At 38.7% G+C, this 17,088-nt stretch carries 16 protein-coding genes and 1 pseudogene; 5 read left to right on the top strand and 12 right to left on the bottom strand.

All coding sequences use genetic code 11. The annotated features are described in order from the left end of the window. Positions 1-30: 30 nt before the first annotated feature. Both metG and AAHI02_RS00080 read left to right on the top strand, forming a co-directional pair. Positions 31-2,067: a methionine--tRNA ligase gene (gene metG, locus AAHI02_RS00085; protein WP_346984863.1), complete on the top strand. Its 2,037-nt coding sequence runs from the start codon at positions 31-33 to the stop codon at positions 2,065-2,067. Positions 2,068-2,115: 48 nt separating this feature from the next. Further along, positions 2,116-2,622 carry a hypothetical protein gene (locus AAHI02_RS00080; protein WP_346984862.1) on the top strand — a complete coding sequence of 169 codons (507 nt, stop codon included), beginning with the start codon at positions 2,116-2,118 and terminating at the stop codon, positions 2,620-2,622. Between the two features lie 195 nt (positions 2,623-2,817). On the opposite strand, the gene AAHI02_RS00075 is transcribed toward AAHI02_RS00080, so the two are convergent. The 6 genes from AAHI02_RS00075 to AAHI02_RS00050 all read right to left on the bottom strand — a co-directional run bounded on the left by AAHI02_RS00075 (position 2,818) and on the right by AAHI02_RS00050 (position 9,218). Then, positions 2,818-3,522: a class I SAM-dependent methyltransferase gene (locus AAHI02_RS00075; RefSeq protein ID WP_346984861.1), complete on the bottom strand. Its 705-nt coding sequence runs from the start codon at positions 3,520-3,522 to the stop codon at positions 2,818-2,820. Between the two features lie 649 nt (positions 3,523-4,171). Beyond that, entirely contained in the window at positions 4,172-5,764 is a 1,593-nt protein-coding gene (locus tag AAHI02_RS00070) for an MFS transporter (RefSeq protein ID WP_346984860.1), read from the bottom strand. Positions 5,765-5,837: 73 nt separating this feature from the next. Further along, complete coding sequence (locus tag AAHI02_RS00065; protein ID WP_346984859.1) at positions 5,838-6,950, bottom strand: HlyD family secretion protein; 1,113 nt, start codon at positions 6,948-6,950, stop codon at positions 5,838-5,840. A 21-nt stretch (positions 6,951-6,971) separates the two neighbouring features. Beyond that, entirely contained in the window at positions 6,972-8,282 is a 1,311-nt protein-coding gene (locus AAHI02_RS00060; protein ID WP_346984858.1) for a TolC family protein, read from the bottom strand. An 89-nt stretch (positions 8,283-8,371) separates the two neighbouring features. Then, positions 8,372-8,749 (bottom strand): helix-turn-helix domain-containing protein, encoded by a 378-nt coding sequence (locus AAHI02_RS00055; protein ID WP_346984857.1) that lies wholly within the window; start codon positions 8,747-8,749, stop codon positions 8,372-8,374. Further along, positions 8,730-9,218: a hypothetical protein gene (locus AAHI02_RS00050; protein WP_346984856.1), complete on the bottom strand. Its 489-nt coding sequence runs from the start codon at positions 9,216-9,218 to the stop codon at positions 8,730-8,732. The genes AAHI02_RS00055 and AAHI02_RS00050 overlap by 20 nt, the downstream gene beginning before the upstream one ends. Positions 9,219-9,288: 70 nt before the next feature. On the opposite strand from AAHI02_RS00050, the gene AAHI02_RS00045 reads away from it, so the two are divergent. After that, positions 9,289-9,762 carry an Mpo1-like protein gene (locus AAHI02_RS00045; protein ID WP_346984855.1) on the top strand — a complete coding sequence of 158 codons (474 nt, stop codon included), beginning with the start codon at positions 9,289-9,291 and terminating at the stop codon, positions 9,760-9,762. Between the two features lie 81 nt (positions 9,763-9,843). On the opposite strand, the gene AAHI02_RS00040 is transcribed toward AAHI02_RS00045, so the two are convergent. Continuing rightward, the gene (locus AAHI02_RS00040; RefSeq protein WP_346984854.1) at positions 9,844-10,638 is read right to left on the bottom strand and encodes a glycosyltransferase; all 795 of its coding nucleotides are present in this window, start codon (positions 10,636-10,638) and stop codon (positions 9,844-9,846) included. A gap of 246 nt (positions 10,639-10,884) precedes the next feature. Here AAHI02_RS00040 and AAHI02_RS00035 point away from each other — a divergent pair, with 246 nt between their 5' ends. Continuing rightward, a complete protein-coding gene (locus AAHI02_RS00035) occupies positions 10,885-12,210 on the top strand; it encodes an alpha-amylase family glycosyl hydrolase (RefSeq protein WP_346984853.1) in 1,326 nt (441 codons plus the stop codon). A gap of 42 nt (positions 12,211-12,252) precedes the next feature. Here AAHI02_RS00035 and AAHI02_RS00030 read toward each other — a convergent pair whose 3' ends face one another. Together AAHI02_RS00030 and AAHI02_RS00025 are read right to left on the bottom strand one after the other, a co-directional pair. Continuing rightward, positions 12,253-12,417 (bottom strand): DUF2891 family protein, encoded by a 165-nt coding sequence (locus AAHI02_RS00030; protein WP_346984852.1) that lies wholly within the window; start codon positions 12,415-12,417, stop codon positions 12,253-12,255. Between the two features lie 10 nt (positions 12,418-12,427). Continuing rightward, positions 12,428-13,321, bottom strand: a complete 894-nt coding sequence (locus tag AAHI02_RS00025; RefSeq protein WP_346984851.1) for a DUF2891 domain-containing protein — start codon at positions 13,319-13,321, stop codon at positions 12,428-12,430. 132 nt (positions 13,322-13,453) lie between these two features. Here AAHI02_RS00025 and AAHI02_RS00020 point away from each other — a divergent pair, with 132 nt between their 5' ends. Then, complete coding sequence (locus AAHI02_RS00020) at positions 13,454-14,320, top strand: DUF4349 domain-containing protein (protein WP_346984850.1); 867 nt, start codon at positions 13,454-13,456, stop codon at positions 14,318-14,320. 51 nt (positions 14,321-14,371) lie between these two features. Here AAHI02_RS00020 and AAHI02_RS00015 read toward each other — a convergent pair. The 3 genes and pseudogenes from AAHI02_RS00015 to dnaA form a co-directional block, all read right to left on the bottom strand. Next, positions 14,372-15,080: pseudogene (locus AAHI02_RS00015) on the bottom strand (SAM-dependent methyltransferase). A gap of 5 nt (positions 15,081-15,085) precedes the next feature. Next, positions 15,086-15,535 (bottom strand): low molecular weight protein-tyrosine-phosphatase, encoded by a 450-nt coding sequence (locus AAHI02_RS00010; protein ID WP_346984849.1) that lies wholly within the window; start codon positions 15,533-15,535, stop codon positions 15,086-15,088. Between the two features lie 98 nt (positions 15,536-15,633). Further along, positions 15,634-17,088: a chromosomal replication initiator protein DnaA gene (dnaA, locus tag AAHI02_RS00005; RefSeq protein ID WP_346984848.1), complete on the bottom strand. Its 1,455-nt coding sequence runs from the start codon at positions 17,086-17,088 to the stop codon at positions 15,634-15,636.

Raw genomic sequence — 17,088 nt, 5'->3', positions numbered from 1 at the left:
GTTATCTTTGCACATAAAACTTTACTATAAATGTCGAACAGAAAGATGATTACGGCAGCTTTGCCTTATGCAAACGGACCGGTTCATATAGGACATTTGGCAGGGGTATATATTCCTGCGGATGTTTACGCAAGATTTCAGAGAAGATCAGGAAAAGAGGTAGCGTTTATCTGTGGTTCGGATGAACACGGAATTCCTATTACCATAAGAGCTAAAAAAGAAGGAGTTACCCCACAGGATATTGTTGATAAATACCATGAAATCATTAAGAAATCTTTCTCAGATTTAGGGATTTCATTTGATGAATATTCCAGAACAACTTCTAAAAAACATTACGAAACAAGTCAGGATTTCTTTAAGGTTCTTTATGAAAAAGGGAAGTTCACGGAAGAAGTATCTGAGCAGTATTTTGATGAGCAGGCAGGAGAATTCCTTGCAGACCGGTATATTGTCGGAACATGCCCTAACTGTGGCAACGAAAACGCCTACGGAGATCAGTGCGAGCGATGCGGGTCTACCCTTTCCCCATCCGAATTGATCAATCCAAAATCAATGCTTAGCGGAAATGTTCCTATTTTAAAAGAAACAAAAAACTGGTATCTCCCATTAAATGAATACGAAGATTTCCTTAACGAATGGATCATCGAAGGTCATAAAGACGATTGGAAACCCAATGTGTACGGACAGGTAAAATCATGGCTGAATGACGGACTGAAACCGCGCGCTATGACAAGAGATCTCAACTGGGGTGTCCCGGTTCCGCTTCCTGGTGCTGAAGGAAAAGTATTATATGTATGGTTTGATGCGCCGATCGGCTATATTTCTTTCACCAAAGAATGGGCAGAGAAAAACGGAAAAGACTGGAAAGACTACTGGCAAAGTGAAGAATCTGATCTGGTTCACTTCATCGGAAAGGATAATATTGTGTTCCACTGTATTATTTTCCCAAGTATGATGAAGGCTCACGGAGATTACATTATGCCGGCAAATGTTCCTGCTTTTGAATTCCTGAATCTTGAAAACGATAAAATTTCGACCTCAAGGAACTGGGCGGTTTGGGCGCACGAATATGTAGAAGATTTCCCGGGACAACAGGATGTTTTAAGGTATGCGCTTCTTTCATCGGCTCCGGAAACTAAGGACAATAATTTTACATGGAAAGATTTCCAGACCAAGAATAACTCTGAATTGGTAGGAATTTTTGGAAACTTCATCAACAGAGTTGCCGTGCTGATTCATAAATATTACGACGGCATTGTTCCGCAAGGTGATGTGAACGCTCCTGAACTACAGGAAATCAATAAGTCAGCAAAAGAAATTGCAGGGTTTTTAGAGAACTATGAATTCAGAAACTCTTTAACAGCCTTAATGAATCTTGCCCGTTTCGGAAACCAGTATTTACAGACTGAAGAGCCTTGGAAAACCATTAAAGACAATCCTGAAAAAGCGGCGCATTCATTATTTGTCGGCGCACAGATTGCCGTTGCTTTAGCACAGTTGTGCGAGCCTTTTATGCCTTTCAGTTCTGAGAAGTTACTGAATATGTTTAATGTTGAAAAACAAAGCTGGACTGATATTGAAACAAAATCTGTATTGATAGAAACAGGTCATAAAATCAATGAATCATCTCTTCTTTTCTCTAAGATCGAAGATGATGTTATTGAAGCCCAGATCCAAAAGCTGGAAAACACAAAACAAAACAATAAGAAAACAAACCCTAACGCCAACCCTATGAAAGAAGAAATCACTTTTGATGATTTTACAAAGATTGACTTGAGAACAGCTACTATTGTAGAAGCTGAAAAAGTGGAAAAAGCAGATAAATTATTAAAACTGACGGTTGACACCGGTGTTGATGTAAGAACTGTAGTTTCAGGGATTGCAGAAAGCTTTACTCCGGAAGAAGTGATCGGGAAGCAGGTGATGATCTTATTAAATCTGGCGCCAAGAAAAATCAGAGGAATCGAATCTCAGGGAATGTTATTATTAACAACGAAATCGGATGGTAAGTTATCCTTTGTAACTCCGGATGACAGCAGTGTAGAAAACGGTATTGAGATTGGTTAAAATTTAAATAAAGTATATAAATGGGCATTTCGGTGCCCTTTTTTTGTTATGGTAAGCAAAAATGTACTTCGAAAATTACCGGATAGTGAGCTCAAGAAATATCTTGTCGCAGGGAACCGGTTTACCCCGGAAGCCGTGGAGGCCGCTCTTGAAGTCCTCCAGGAAAGAGGTCACCTTTTCAGTGAATCTGAAAAAGCAACCGTCTATGAAATGATCCGGGCTAAAAGACAGGATGAACAAAACAGGGTAAATGAAGAAAAAGAGACCTGGAAGGACCATATCACAGAAGATCCCAATGCCATAAAGCTTTACTCCAGGACAACAATATTCATTATTACGATAGTATTCACTACTATTCCCGGATCTATTCTATTATGCCTGAATCTGCTGACAGTCAGAAAATATGCTGCTGCTGCTTTCACCTTATTGACGGGCATCGGGTATTTCTTTCTACAGACTTATCTTTTATCAACCATCTTTAATACAACCTATCACTCTTCCCGATACGGTCCTGAAATGGGAATTATTGCGCTGGGGCAATCATCTTACTGGTGACATCAGTCCTCTTCATGCCCAAAAAATTACCTTACAGGCCAAAGCCGCTGTTTCTTCCTGTTATTTTAGCCATCATGATGCTTATAATAATGCTTATCAACTTTAAAGGATGGTTTTCAGCATATCCGGTGCTCTCGGTTTTCAGGCTCATCAGAGATTTCTAAAGCCTGGGAATTTAAACCGTGTGAGACCTGCTTATTTTTTCGTCAGCCTCGCCAAATAAGAATCTTCATCCTTTAAAATTTTCTCTATTGCAAAACCATTATTTTCAGCAGCATTTTTCAAAGTATTAAAATCCAGATACAGCCATTTGATCGGGTCTTCAGATTCACCTTTGTAGTGAACAATATAATCGAGTTCGCCATAATATCCTTCTGCCGGAATATAGACACCGCCATCTTCATCGCGGTCGAACATATAGAGAATATCCGTACTGTCGATCAGGATCTGTCCGTTTTCATTCAGAAGGGAGTGCAATTTTTTAAGGTAAATATCAATTACTTTAAGGCTTTGAAAAATCCCGGTTCCGTTCATCAATAAAAGGATCGTATCATAGGTTTCATCCGAAAACTGAAGCATATTTCCACAAACTGCTTTCCGGATTCCCCGTAACCGGCACACCTCAATAGATTTTGGCGAAATATCAAGGGCCGTAACATCTAGGCTTCTTTCATTCTGAAGATACAGAGAATGCGAACCCGCTCCCGCTCCGATATCAAGGACTTTTCCCTGAGCCAGTATCAAAGCTTTCTGCTCGATTTCATTCATTTCTTCAAAATCACGGAAGAGATATTCTACTGGAAGTTCATCCAGTTCGGAAATTGAAGTTTCAGTCTGCAGATCCTGAGGATTTTCCTGATGGTAATAATCCCAGATCGCCTTTCCCATAAGGTCTTTCATAGTGCTAATTATGGCTGTAAAGATAGCTGTTTTTGATGTATTTTCCGGGTACTATTAAGTTATTAACGCTATGTCCGCAAGAAACGTTTGCTGTAGCAAAGCGAAATGAAGAATCTCTTGTAGTTATTAACGCTATGTTTGCAAAAGTCTATAGTTTTATGCATATTCTTTCGAACGCAAAGGCGCTTTGCTCAGCAAATGATAGCGAATCATAAAACCTGGGTGGCTGAGGTTACTCGAAGCCACCAAGGCACTACCAATCTGAAACACTCTCACACTCATACCCTAAAACTCTTAAACCATCCTCTTTTTTGCAAGATGATTACATCGTACGTCACAAGTACCATGCAAGGTAGCTTGCAAGCATCATGCAAGGTACGTCACAAGCATCGTGTTAGCCTCGACACAATCATCTTGCTCCGTACGGGCAGTTCATCTCGACCTGTCAACTCCTCATGCATCGGGCGGTCAACACATCCTTGACAGTACGGTCAACACATCCACTACAGTACAGTCAACACCGCATTGACAAGCAATAGCGAATTCGCCCAAAAACCTCTTTTGAAAGATAAGCCTATCAAAAAACGCAAAGCTCCATTCTATAACATAAAATGAAGCTTTGACTAAGTAAATGAAAAACAAGGTATCGTTATAGCGCAGGACCTGCTGCATCTTTTATTTCTTCGAGAAGTTTTTTTCTCTCGCGGAGTCTTCTTCTGGCAATGACCGATTTTCCGGTGAGCATCCTGATAAATCGTACGTATTCGAAACGTTCTTTTCCAAAATGATGGGTAAAAACATAGATCAGAATACCGAGGCCGGCAAGGATAATATATCCGAATATCTTTTTGGAGGCGACAATTATTGCATTCAGCTGAATGAGCTTCATATTGGCCGCGGCATTCTGCGGCGTCACCGTCATTCCATCCATATACACAGCAAGATCACCGACAGCCACTACCTGAAAACGATACTGAAACCAGGAATACAGTGCTGAAAAAACACCAACGGCGAGAAACGTTCTCCATACCAGCACCAGGCCGATGGCCGCCAACATATCATCCATTTCAAGTTTGTCCAGGGTATAAAACCATACTGAGATGAAGAGCGCTCCCATTCCGTATCCTTTCAGGAACATCGGAAGATACCAGTAATCATAGCTGAATTCCAATACCATTGAAAAATACATCACAATCGCATAACCCAGCATCGCTGCAAAACCGGAAAAAATGAATATTTTCAGCGGGATCTCTTTTTTAAACCAGAAGATGGCCGTCATACCTGCCAGTATCAGTCCGGGAATCATTAAGAGATTCAGCCGGGCATTTGTAAGTTGGTCGTATCCTAAAACTCCTACTGCAAAAGTATTCTGAATAGAGGTTGTCCCTAAAAACATTCCCAGACATAAGAGCATGAACAGCCCGTGCTGCACATTATTTTTAGTGAAAATTTTAAAAGATAAATAAGGTCTCTTTAACGTCAGCTGTCGTATGGCAAGCAATGCAAAACTGATGAATGCAGCAATTCCGGCATTGATGATCTTATCTGAATTGAGCCAGTCCTGTTGTTTTCCAAACGAAAAAACATAAGCCGAAAACATAAAGGTAGACACAAAGAGCAAAACACTGAGCCAGTCTATATAATGCAGAGGAACTTTTAAGGCAAAATATTTATCATGCATAAAAACCCAGTGCAGAAGAGCCAGAATGAAACATCCTACCGCCGCCATGATGTAGAAATGCTGCCAGTTGTAACGGATGGAAATATCGACCGCGTAATAAGCAACTATCTGATTCAAAACCAGCACAAAGGTGTAAAATGCGCCGTAAAATACTCCTCTATTTCCGATCATCGCCATCAATGGGAGAAAAAGCTCAATTGTCACCATCATTTTTAAAAACCCGATAACCAGAGAGCTGAACACAAAGATCATAGGGTCAAACGTCGTGGAATTCAGGTAGCTTAATAATCCCAACAGGACCAGCAAAACCACCATTTTATCTCTGACTTTAAATCTCATTTTCATTCTGAGAACGATGGGCATACAGGCGCCCATACCGATCGTAGTAGCATAATTCGCCCACATGAAATATTCGGTCATAGCACCTGTGCCACTGACAAGATAACTAATGTTTCCCGTGTACACCCCTCCCAATGGCATCACTACGGCAAGCAGCAATACAATGAGAAGAAGTTGTATAGGTTTGGGAACCCAGTCGTTGTATAGTCCTTTGTTGTACATGATATCTCTATTGTGAATAGTGAATGGTCAATTGTGAATTTAAAATTGACCATTCACATTTGACAATTGACTATTATTTAATATTTACATTCACATTCATCCCTGCACTTAGCTTATTGAGATCAGTTTTATTGTTAGATTCGGTAAATTCTATTCTTACCGGAATTCTCTGCTGAACTTTGATAAAGTTACCGGTAGAGTTATCTGTTGGAACACTGGAATATCTTGAGCCTGTTGCGGCAGAAATAGCCGTTACAACCCCTTCAAACTTTTGTCCGCCCAATGCATCTACGGTCATCATCAGCTTTTCGCCGATCTTCACATCCGGCATTTGGCTTTCAAGGAAATTGGCAGTTACCCATTTCTGTCCGTTTAACACAATGGTGGCAACCTGCTGTCCCGGCTGGATGAGCTGACCTTCAGAGATCGTTCTGCGACCCATTACTCCGTCATACGGTGCTGTGATCACGGTGTAGGATAGATTGATCTTTGTCATATCTAAAGCTGCTTTTGTTCTTTTAATCTCCGCATCATTGATTCCCAGTTTGCTTTTCACTTCGGTAGTAGAGAGGTTTGCAGACTGTTTTTGGTTAATTAAGGTTTCATAAGCAGCTTTCTGGGCTTCATATTCGGTTTTCACCTGATCGTACTGCTGTCTTGTCACCGCTTCGGAAGCCAACAGGTTTTTATAACGGTTAAGATTCTGTTCAGCATTCCACAGCCTTGCTTTTGCACCGGCAATATTGGATTCCATCACACTGACATTATTGGATACCGTATTTACGGAAGAACTGGTAGCTGTTCTCTGGGCAAGGGCATTCTGGTAAGCGGCCTCTGCCTGACCCAGCTGGGTAAGAATTTCGCGGTCATCAAGGATTACCAAAGTATCTCCTTTTTTAACCTTTTGATGTTCTATGAATTTTATCTCTTTTATATAAGCTGAAACCCTTGTGTTGATGGGATTGATGAATTCTTCCACCTGTGCTGCTTCTGTATAGGTTTTATCGCCCACATGATAATATTCGCGCACCAGCCAGAATAACCCGAAACCAATCACCAGGAAGACGATGGTATTGGAGATAATGGCTCTTATTCTGTTCTTTTTATTTTGTTTTTTCTTCGCTGCAGCAGTCCCTTGTACCTGAGCAGAAGATGCATTCTGTATATTTTGTTCCTTGCTTTCCATTGTTTATTTACCTTTTAAAAATTATAATGTTCCCGTAGATTTCAGAAGATTGTAATATTGATACAGCATGTTGATCTCTGCATTGGCATAATCTAATTCTGACTGTAATTTCTGATTCTGTGCATCGATCATTTCTGCCTGTACCGCCAGCTGATTCAGATATTTGGCTTCAGTAATTTTGTAGTTTTCTTCTGCCAGTTGTTTAGCATCATTAAGAATTTCCGCCTGCTGAATCGATTCCTGATATTTGATATAAGCGGCATTCACGGCCATATCCACATTCTGCTGAATCAGGGTTACAGCATCACTCGCCTGGTTTTTCTGAAGCTCACCCAACTTTACCCGTTCTTTGGTTTTGTATAAATTGTCGATGTTATAACTCAGTGAAATTCCTGTCTGCCACCCTCCCGAATACACATCGATTACAGGATTTCTCGTCGTGATAGGCCTTTGTAAAGTATATCCTCCGAAACCTGAAACCGTAGGCATCTTATCCGTTTTAATAATTTCAATATTCTTATCAGCAACATTAACATTGGTTTGTGCAGATTTCAGCAAAGGATTGTTGTCGTGGGCAAGATTCAGGTAATAATCTATTCCGATTCCGGATTCTTTGTTCCCAAGACTTTCAACCGGAACAATTTCTGTATCTGAAGGCAACCCGAGGGCGATATTCAGATTATAATTAAGTATTTTTCTATTGTTGATTAATGTCAGAATTCCCTGATCTAAATTTTTAATAGCCAGCTCACCACGAATCACTTCATTTCGGGTGACCATTCCCTGCTGATAGAATTTCTGAATGTTTTTAAGACGCTCCTGTGCTAGTTTTTTATTGCTCTGAAAAACCTCCTGCTGATTTAAAATTTTATAAACATCGAGATAGTTGGAGATAACCAGAAACTTTACATCCTGTTTGTTCTTTTCCAGATCTAATTCAGAAAGCTGCTCACGAAGCCCGGCCAGCTCAATAGATTTATTGACGAGTCCGCCTTTGAAAATCAACTGCGTCGCCTGAACACCATACGTGCTCCCATAATGAGGCATCGGAACGTTTGTGGACTGGGAAAAATCTTTATCTATAGCCACCGCATCACCTAGATAAAACTGGCTTGTAGAAGCAGTAATATTGGGAAGTTTCTGAAGTTTTACGACATTGGTATTCTGTTTCGCAATATCTATATTCTGCGCCGAAACTTTCAGCTGCTGATGATTCTGAAGGGCAAGTTCTGCCACTTCATTCGCTGTCATCTGTTTTATTTCCTGTGAAAAAAACAGCGCAGGAAAGACTGCTGTCATAAATGACAGCGCTGTTTTTATATTCTGTACCATTTTACCTTGTTTTACGAATGCAAAGTTATGGCACGAAGAAACTCAAACAAATGTTTGAATTTTGGAAAAAGATGTTCAAATGTAGGATTTTAGTTTTCGAACTGATTCCTGTACTGCGTAGGACTTTCGCCTAAATGTTTTTTAAAAAAGTGAGAAAAAGAATACTGATCACTGAAACCAAGCATTCCGGAAATCTCCGAAACAGGCTTATTTGAAGAATTCAGCAGTACCTTCGCTTCATTGATGACAATTAAAGCAATGATCTCACTGGCCGGCTTACCAGTAACAGACTTGATCACCGACGAAAGATGTCTGGTTGTAATCGACTGACGTGCGGCATAGTACTCGACATTTCTTTCTTTGTTATGATATTTCGCCACATCATTAAGAAAAACAAATACAATTTCTTCCTGTCTCGACATCTGATTCATGGCATTGCTGTCTTCTTTAGAAATGATTCCGGCCATCTGATAGCAGAATACAGAAAAAAAGATGTTCTACAATTTCTTTTTTGTAGGTCATCTCTGTTTCAGAATCGAGGATATATTTTAAAAAATTAACGCTTTTCCATACGACTTCCATTTCATCTGCATGAAAGGGAACACCAATGTTCATCTGCTGGCGGAAATACCTGTACGTTATTAATCTGTTGAATTTTAATGATAATGCTGAGATAAATTCTCTTTTATAGGAAACCATTCTCGACTGGAAATCGTCACTGATGGAAATCATTTCATAAACGGTCTCCGGATCTGTTACCATGAACATATTGGCCGAAAGCTCCAGATCACGGAAAGACTGCTTTAGTTTAATGGTTCCTGTTTTAATAAAGATAAATGCAGGATTATCGGGACGGAAAGGTTTGTCGACAGCAATTCTCTCGAAAATATTATGTTGCGTAAAAATCTCAACTCCGAATTTTTCTAAGACAGACATAACACAAATGTAAGCAATCTGTTGAGTGATTACAAAAATTTATTATTTTAGTGATTCCCAATTTATAACTATGAGAAAAATTGATTTGCTCTTTGCAGAATATAGTGAGAGTCACAGAAATTCTACGAACAAACTGATTCACTGGATCTGTGTTCCCTTAATTTTCTGGACAATTCTTGGTTTTATTTCACTTATTCCCTCGAAATCCATATGCTTTATCTACATTGGCTGTATCAGCTATGTAAGCCTTGTTGCAATGGCTTTAGTTACCTTATTTTATATGAGACTTTCTGTGCTTATCAGCATCGTAATGCTCATCATCATGGTAATCATGGAAAGTTTTGCGTACGGAATCAATATTCGCTTCAGGGGAAATTCCTGGATGGTTTATCTTTCTATTTTCATTATCACCTGGATCTTACAATTTGTAGGACATAAAATTGAGGGTAAAAAACCATCTTTCCTGAAAGATCTGCAATTTCTCCTTATCGGACCAATCTGGCTGTTAAGTTTCATTCTGAAAAAGCTGGGAATCAGGTATTAAATTTTAATATATATAAAAGAAGCTCCGAAACAATAACTTCAGAGCCTTTATTTTAAATTAATTGTGATTAAATGATGTTGCTTATACAGACTGGTTTTCTGTTTTTTTGCCTTTAAGATAGCCATGGATACTTTCTTCAGGAAACAGATCGAGTACTGTATTGATATCGATGATCTTATGTTTATTGAGGATATTTTCTATTGATTTTTTCGCATCGGGCTGGTTAATCAGCTGCTCTAAAATCCCGTATGTATTCACCATTTTTTTATGGGTATTTTCTTCATCGCCCCCAAACCAGGAACCGTTAAAATGATGGCTTACATAATTTTTCGGAAGATCCTGCGAGAAATATACCGAGGGATATAAGGTAACGTCATGTCTGAGCTTCTGTATAGTGTCGCTGTAGCGGTCTGCCCCATATTCTTTTTCAAGCATTTCAGAGAAAATATCGGTATTAATGCGTTCTTCAAAACCTTTCTGACGCTCATAATAATCCACAAAATCCGCGGCCAGTTTATGTTTAGGCTCAGCCATCCAGAATGCAGAATATGGAACGCCTTTTACTTCAAAGCCACAAACGGCTGTTTCATTAAGAAATTCATCCAGCGGCAACTTCAGTTCCATATCGGTATCCATATAAATGCCGCCATGTTCATACATCACCTTAGATCGTACATAGTCGGATACGAAGGCCCATTTTTTCTGTTCAAAAGCTTCTTTTACATATTGATTATCTTCCAGGGGAGAATTGCTTTCATTCCATTCTATAATCTCATAATCGGGATGAATTTTCTTCCATGATGCAATACAGTGTTCCGCAAGTTCGTGTTTTGCCTGGCCTCCAAACCAGCAATAGTGTATTTTTTTTGGAATCATATATTATTTTTAAGTGATTGGTTTCTTACAGATGGCAAGAGCCTTTATTTAATGTTTGCAAAAATTAAACCTTAAATTTTAATTCATGAATATTTAAATACCACAAAAAACAGAAACAAGTCCTGCACTGCATTGTAAGACTAGACTTTACAGAATTTAACTCTTTATTATTTAATGAAATCAATTATGGTACATTTATTTCTTTCATGCTCATGATTATATTTCTCTTTATCTTTAATTACAATTATGAAGCAAAACACTGAATTTCCGTACCTTCCGGAACAATATGTGAAAATCACACTCCCGGAATGGGCCAAAAATGCAACGGTTTACGAGCTAAATATCCGACAGTTCTCAGACAAAGGAACTTTTAAGGCCATTGAGCAACAGCTTCCAAGGCTAAAAAAAATGGGAATTGATATTATATGGCTGATGCCGGTACAGCCTATCGGAGAATTGCACCGTAAAGGAAGCATGGGAAGTTATTATTCGGTGAAAGATTATTTGAAAGTAAATCCTGAATTTGGTACACAGGATGATTTCAGAAGCCTGGTAAATGCTATCCACCGAGAAGGAATGTACGTCATTCTGGACTGGGTTGCCAACCATACCAGCTGGGATAATCCTCTGGTGGATGAGCATCCGGAATGGTACCGTAAATCCAGAAAAAATACATTTCAGTCGACACGCTGGAGAGACTATGACGATATCATCGAACTGGATTACCAATATCCTGAACTTCGGAAATATATGACGGAAGCCCTGAAATACTGGATCCGGGAATTTGATATCGATGGCTACCGATGCGATATCGCAAGTTTTATTCCTATTGATTTCTGGGAAAATGCCAGAACTGAGCTTGATGTTATAAAACCTGTATTCATGCTTGCGGAAGCCGAAGACCGTGAGCTTCACCGGAAAGCATTTGACGCTACCTACAACTGGACACTCTGGAACATCCTGCACCAGATCGCCCTGAATGAAAGAAGCGTAAAAACCCTTACTGAAGCGTATCTTGCGGAGCATGTATCTATCTTTCCTAAAGAAGGCATCCGTTTAAATTTTATTGATAATCATGATAAAAATTCATGGGAGGGCAATCAGTACAGCAATTTCGGAGATGCCCTGAAAGCGGCAACCGTTTTTACAGTAATGATGGATGGAATGCCACTCATTTACAGTGGTCAGGAAGCAGGTCTTGACAGGTCTTTAGAGTTTTTCGAGAAAGATCCGATTGACTGGAAATCTCATGAAAACGAAGAGCTTTACACCGTTCTTTTCAAATTAAAGCACCAAAACAAAGCGCTTTGGAACGGCAAATATGGTGGTGAAATGGTAAGGATCATCAATGACAGGATGGACCAGGTGATTTCATTTGTACGCGAAAAAGAGGGCGATAAAGTTCTCACCTTCATGAATCTCAGTAATGAATCTGTAATGGTACAGTGTGATACATCGTTTGATACCGGTGTCTACACAAACCTTTTCACCGGAAAGCAGCAAAATGTTCCGGATACAATGATTCTTAATATGGAGCCATGGGAATATATTATTTTACATGATGAGAAATAAACTCTTTCAGGGATGAATTAATGAAAAGAATTGCTTTTCGGATTAATCTTCCAATGCATATACTGCAAAGCTGGCAAGCCAGTGATCTCCACCGTAATTTCCCTGAAATAATAATGGAAGTCCGTTATTAAGGAAAACTGCTGAGGTTTTCTGAAATTCTTTTTTCAATGGATGATGATCTGGGAGTGATTTGGCAATCCCCTTCATACACCACGCTTTAGAGAAGGAAAGCCCCCCCCAGATGAACGGTTTGATAATCACTCAGATCACTCACAACCGGAATCTTTTCAATATTTTCCAGGCTGCGCTTTTCATAAAACCTGTTCAGCCACTGTACAAATTCTTTTTGAGGAAGAACTCTTCTCATCAAATCTGCAATTTCAAGACTCGGCGAGAAAAAATCTGAACCATCAGGTTCCAGATAAGCCGGAGTTTTTTCATCTTTTAAATAAAAATATTTTGCCTTTTCGATCAGTTGTTTTTCAAAATCGTTATTGCCTGTTGTCCTGGCCCAATCAATAGCAAAAGACATTGCAAATGCTGTGTTTGGGTGAACTCCCGTTCTGTTCGGATAAGTCTGTTTAGGCAGATAGGTTTTCCAGGCAATTAAAATTTTATCCATCAAAGGTTTGAGGTTCTGATGCCAGGTTTTGGCTTTCGGGGAATCCCAGCCAGCCAACTCTTCATCCAGTTTTAATAACCAAGCCCAACCGTAGGTACGCTCGAAAGTTCCTGTCAGCTGATATTTTGTAAAATAATCTGCTTCGGCCTGCAGATTTTCTTTTGTAAAGGAATGGTCGAGAATGTTTTCGATGTCTTTGGCAATTGCAAGGTTTGGCTTTGTTTTCAGTATGCGAACCAGCATCCAGTGACCGTGTACCGAACTGTGCCAGTCGAAACATCCATAAAAAGCGGGATGAAGTGCTTTTGGGCTTAAGGAAACTTCATTAGCATTGTTAATGATATGCGCTGTTTTATTCGGATATTCCTGATTGATACAGTGAAGTGGTTTCTCAGATAATTTTACGGCCATGTCATCCGTAAGTTTCGGAATTTCCTGGGCAAACGTTAATAACGGAAAGAAAATAACAGCTAAAAGACTTTTTTTCATTGACTAAAAATATAAAATTATTTCAACTTGATTTTAAAAATCAAATAAAAAGCAGCGAAATTAAAGATGATTATTGGTAATATTAACTTTTCAGTACAATTTTTGATGTTGATTCAATAAAAACTTCTATTCATGAGAAAATTACTTATACCTCTGTTTTGTTTATTATTAATCCATTGTAAAAAGAATGAAACACAGGCAGTCAATGCAGATATGGTTGATATCATCCAGGAAGATAAAGTAGCTACGGTTGATCCGCCACCACCGTCAAGTGTTGTAGCAAAGGAGATTCCCAGCCCGGAAAGTAGCCCACAAAATCCATCTTTACAAATTAATACGATCTCCAAAAAGATCATTAAAAACGGTGACATGAGAATCCAGGTGGGCGATATCAAAAAAGCTCAGCAGCAGATTAGTTCGATCCTCAAAAAGAATAAGGCATATATTCAGAAGGAAGATTTCCAGAATACGGATGTTGACGAAAATTTAGATATTGTCATAAGAGTTCCTCATCAGAATTTTGATACTTTAATTAATTCTTTTTCTAATGGAGTCGGTTCTGTATTGTCCAAAAATATATCATCAAATGACGTAACAGAAGAATATACCGATATTTCCATAAAACTCGGCAACAAGAAAATTTATCTCGAAAAATACCGTGATATGCTTAAAAGCGCAAAAACAACGAAAGATATGCTGGAAATTCAGGAAAACATTCGTGCGCTTGAAGATGAAATCGATGTAGCGGAAGGGAGACTGCGCTTTATCGATGACCGAGTGAATTACAGCACCTTGAATTTAAATATCTACAAAGAAAAAATCAGAAGTTCGGCTACTTCAAAAATAGGTTTCGGAAGTCGTTTTGGTGATTCCGTAACCGAGGGCTGGAACAGTTTTGTTGAATTTTTACTCGGTATTATTTCTTTTTGGCCATTCTTATTACTGGTTCCGATTGTTATCATTTTCCGGAAAAAATGGAGAAATAGGAAGAAAAAATAATATTTTTATAAGAGATCGCTTCGTCGCTTTGCTTCTCGCGATGACCTAAAACTATTTCCCCAACACAAACACCGCCGGAATTTTATGCAGTTCCGGTTTTTGTTTTTGCCATTCCTTAATCGTTTTTGTTTTAATGAATTCATGTTCAGGATCGTTGATATTAGCGGCGATGCAAAGCTTTGTATTCGGAGATAAAAATTTCGTCAGATCTTCAAAAAGTTGATTATTCCTGTAAGGCGTTTCCATGAATATCTGAGAATATCCCGTCTTTTGAACAAGATTTTCAAGCTGAAGAATTTGTTTTCTCTTTTCTCCTTTATCAATGGGCAGATATCCGTTGAACGTAAATTCCTGACCGTTGAAACCACTTGAAATCAACGCCAGAATAATTGATGAAGGCCCTGAAATCGGGATCACGCGGATATCTTTTTCGTGACACCATTTCACAATCAGGTTTCCAGGATCGGCGATACATGGAAGTCCGGCTTCGGAAAGCAATCCAAAATCCTGACCTTTCAGCATCAGCTCCTGAGCTTCTTTGATATCTGCATTTTCGGTGTATTTATCCAGTAAAAAAAGCTTCAGGTCCGATTGTTTCTTTTCCGGAGCAAAAAATTTAACAACCTTTCTTGCCGTTTTTTCATTTTCAACAAAAAAAGTAATCGGTCTGCATGATATACTCTTTTATTACCGGTGAAAAGTGCGTGATAGAAGTGTTTTCCGAAAGATAAGCAGGAAGTAAAAAAAAGCATTGTTTTATTTTTTTTAATGTAAAATTTCTTTTAAAATTGATTCGCAGCCACGTTCCAGTAAATGAAAGACATCTTCAAAGTCATTCATTTCTCCCCAATACGGATCCGGAACCTCAGCATTCTGATGATCGCCCATGGCTTCCAGAAATAAAGAAACTTTCTGCCTCTGTTTTTCATTTTTCGTCTTTGAAACCACATCTGCCAATACATCAACATCCATACAGTAGATTTTGTCAAATTTTTCAAAATCTGCTTCAGTTATCGGTCTGGATCGCTGTTTTGAAATATCAATTCCATGATTTGCTGCGGTTATTACAGCTCTTTTGTCAGGATGTTTGCCTTCATGAAGAGAAATAGTTCCTGCAGAATCTATAAAAAAATCCTGAGGAGCTTTAGCTTTCATTATTCCTTCGGCAAGAGGACTTCTGCAGATATTTCCCAGACAGACCATTAATATTTTCATGGCAATATATTGATAACGGATTAAATTTAAACAAAACTAAATAAAAAATGAAGAATAAAAATTATTCTCCATTTTAGATATTTAAATTAAATTATTTCTTATTGTTTAATTCTTTCAGATAATTCTTTAACATATTTTTTCACTTCCTTGTCGATCTTAGAAACGTCTTTAATGGTTTCGCAGGCATACATTACCGTAGAGTGATCTTTTCCGCCCATTTCTTCACCGATTTTAGTAAAAGTAGCATTGGTCAGTTCTTTCGCAAAATACATGGCCAATTGTCTTGGAAGAGCGATTTCTCTTTTTCTGGTTTTTGATAAAAGCTGCTCTCTTTTGATCCCGAAATAATCACACACCACTTCCTGAATATAAGGAATATTGATGATTTTCTTCTGATTCGCAGCAATCTTATTGATCGTATCCTTTAATAATTCAAGGCTTAGATCTGATTTATAAATGGTAGAATAAGCAATCACCGAGTTGATGACCCCAATGAGCTCTCTTACATTCGTTTTTGCTTCTGAAGCAAGGAAATCAAGCATATCATCCGTTAAAACGATACCATCTCTGCTTAATTTATCAACGATGATTTGTTTACGGGTATTGTAATCCGGAGATTTGATTTCTGCAGAAAGTCCCCACTTGAAACGGGAAACAATTCTGTCCTGAATATCCATAATATCCGCAGGAGCCTTATCAGACGTAAGAATGATCTGTTTTCCGTTCTGATGCAGATAATCAAAAATATGGAAGAAACTATCCTGTGTGGCAGATTTCCCCGAAAGGAACTGAATATCGTCAATGATCAGAACGTCTACCATCTGGTAAAAATTGGCAAATTCTGTCTGCTTATGAGCTTTGGCAGCCGAAATAAACTGCTGAATAAATTTTTCGGAAGATAAATATAAAACGACTTTATCAGGAAACTGGCTTTTCACTTCCAGTCCTACAGCCTGTCCGAGGTGGGTTTTTCCGACTCCGTATCCACCATATAAAAACAATGGGTTGAAAGCGGTTGCACCAGGTCTTTTAGCGATTGATCTTGCTACGGTTGCCGCAAATTTATTGCTTTCCCCTTCCACATAGTTATCGAAAGAGAAATCAGATTTTAAGTTGGAATCAATATTAATCTTCTTAATTCCCGGCACCACAAAAGGATTTACAATATTGGATGAAAAGCCCTGAGGCATCGTTTCTTGAACCTTTGGAGTAGGAACCGTCTTTCCTTTCATATTCATGGTAACGGGTTTTTCCAAACCGGAAGGTTTGTTTTCCATTACAGAATACCAGAGTTTCACACCTTTTCCTATATTTTTCTTCAGGGCAGCAGAAAGTAAGGACAGGTAATTATCCTCTATATATTCCTTGTAAAAATCACTCGGGACCATCAACGTAAGATTATTGTCAACCAAAGAAATTGGCTGTACTTTGTCGAATAGCAAATCGAAAGATTTTTCAAGTTTTTTCAGATCAGAATTATCTTCAGCTGCATTTAGATTGTCTCGCATGAACTGAAGGCACTTCTGCCATGTCATTATTAAATTTTCATCCAT

The sequence above is a fragment of the Chryseobacterium sp. POE27 genome (genome assembly GCF_039727685.1).
In the GTDB taxonomy this organism is placed as follows: Bacteria; Bacteroidota; Bacteroidia; order Flavobacteriales; family Weeksellaceae; genus Chryseobacterium.
Note: the sequence above shows the minus strand (reverse complement) of the source record. Positions and strands in the feature narration are given on the sequence as shown.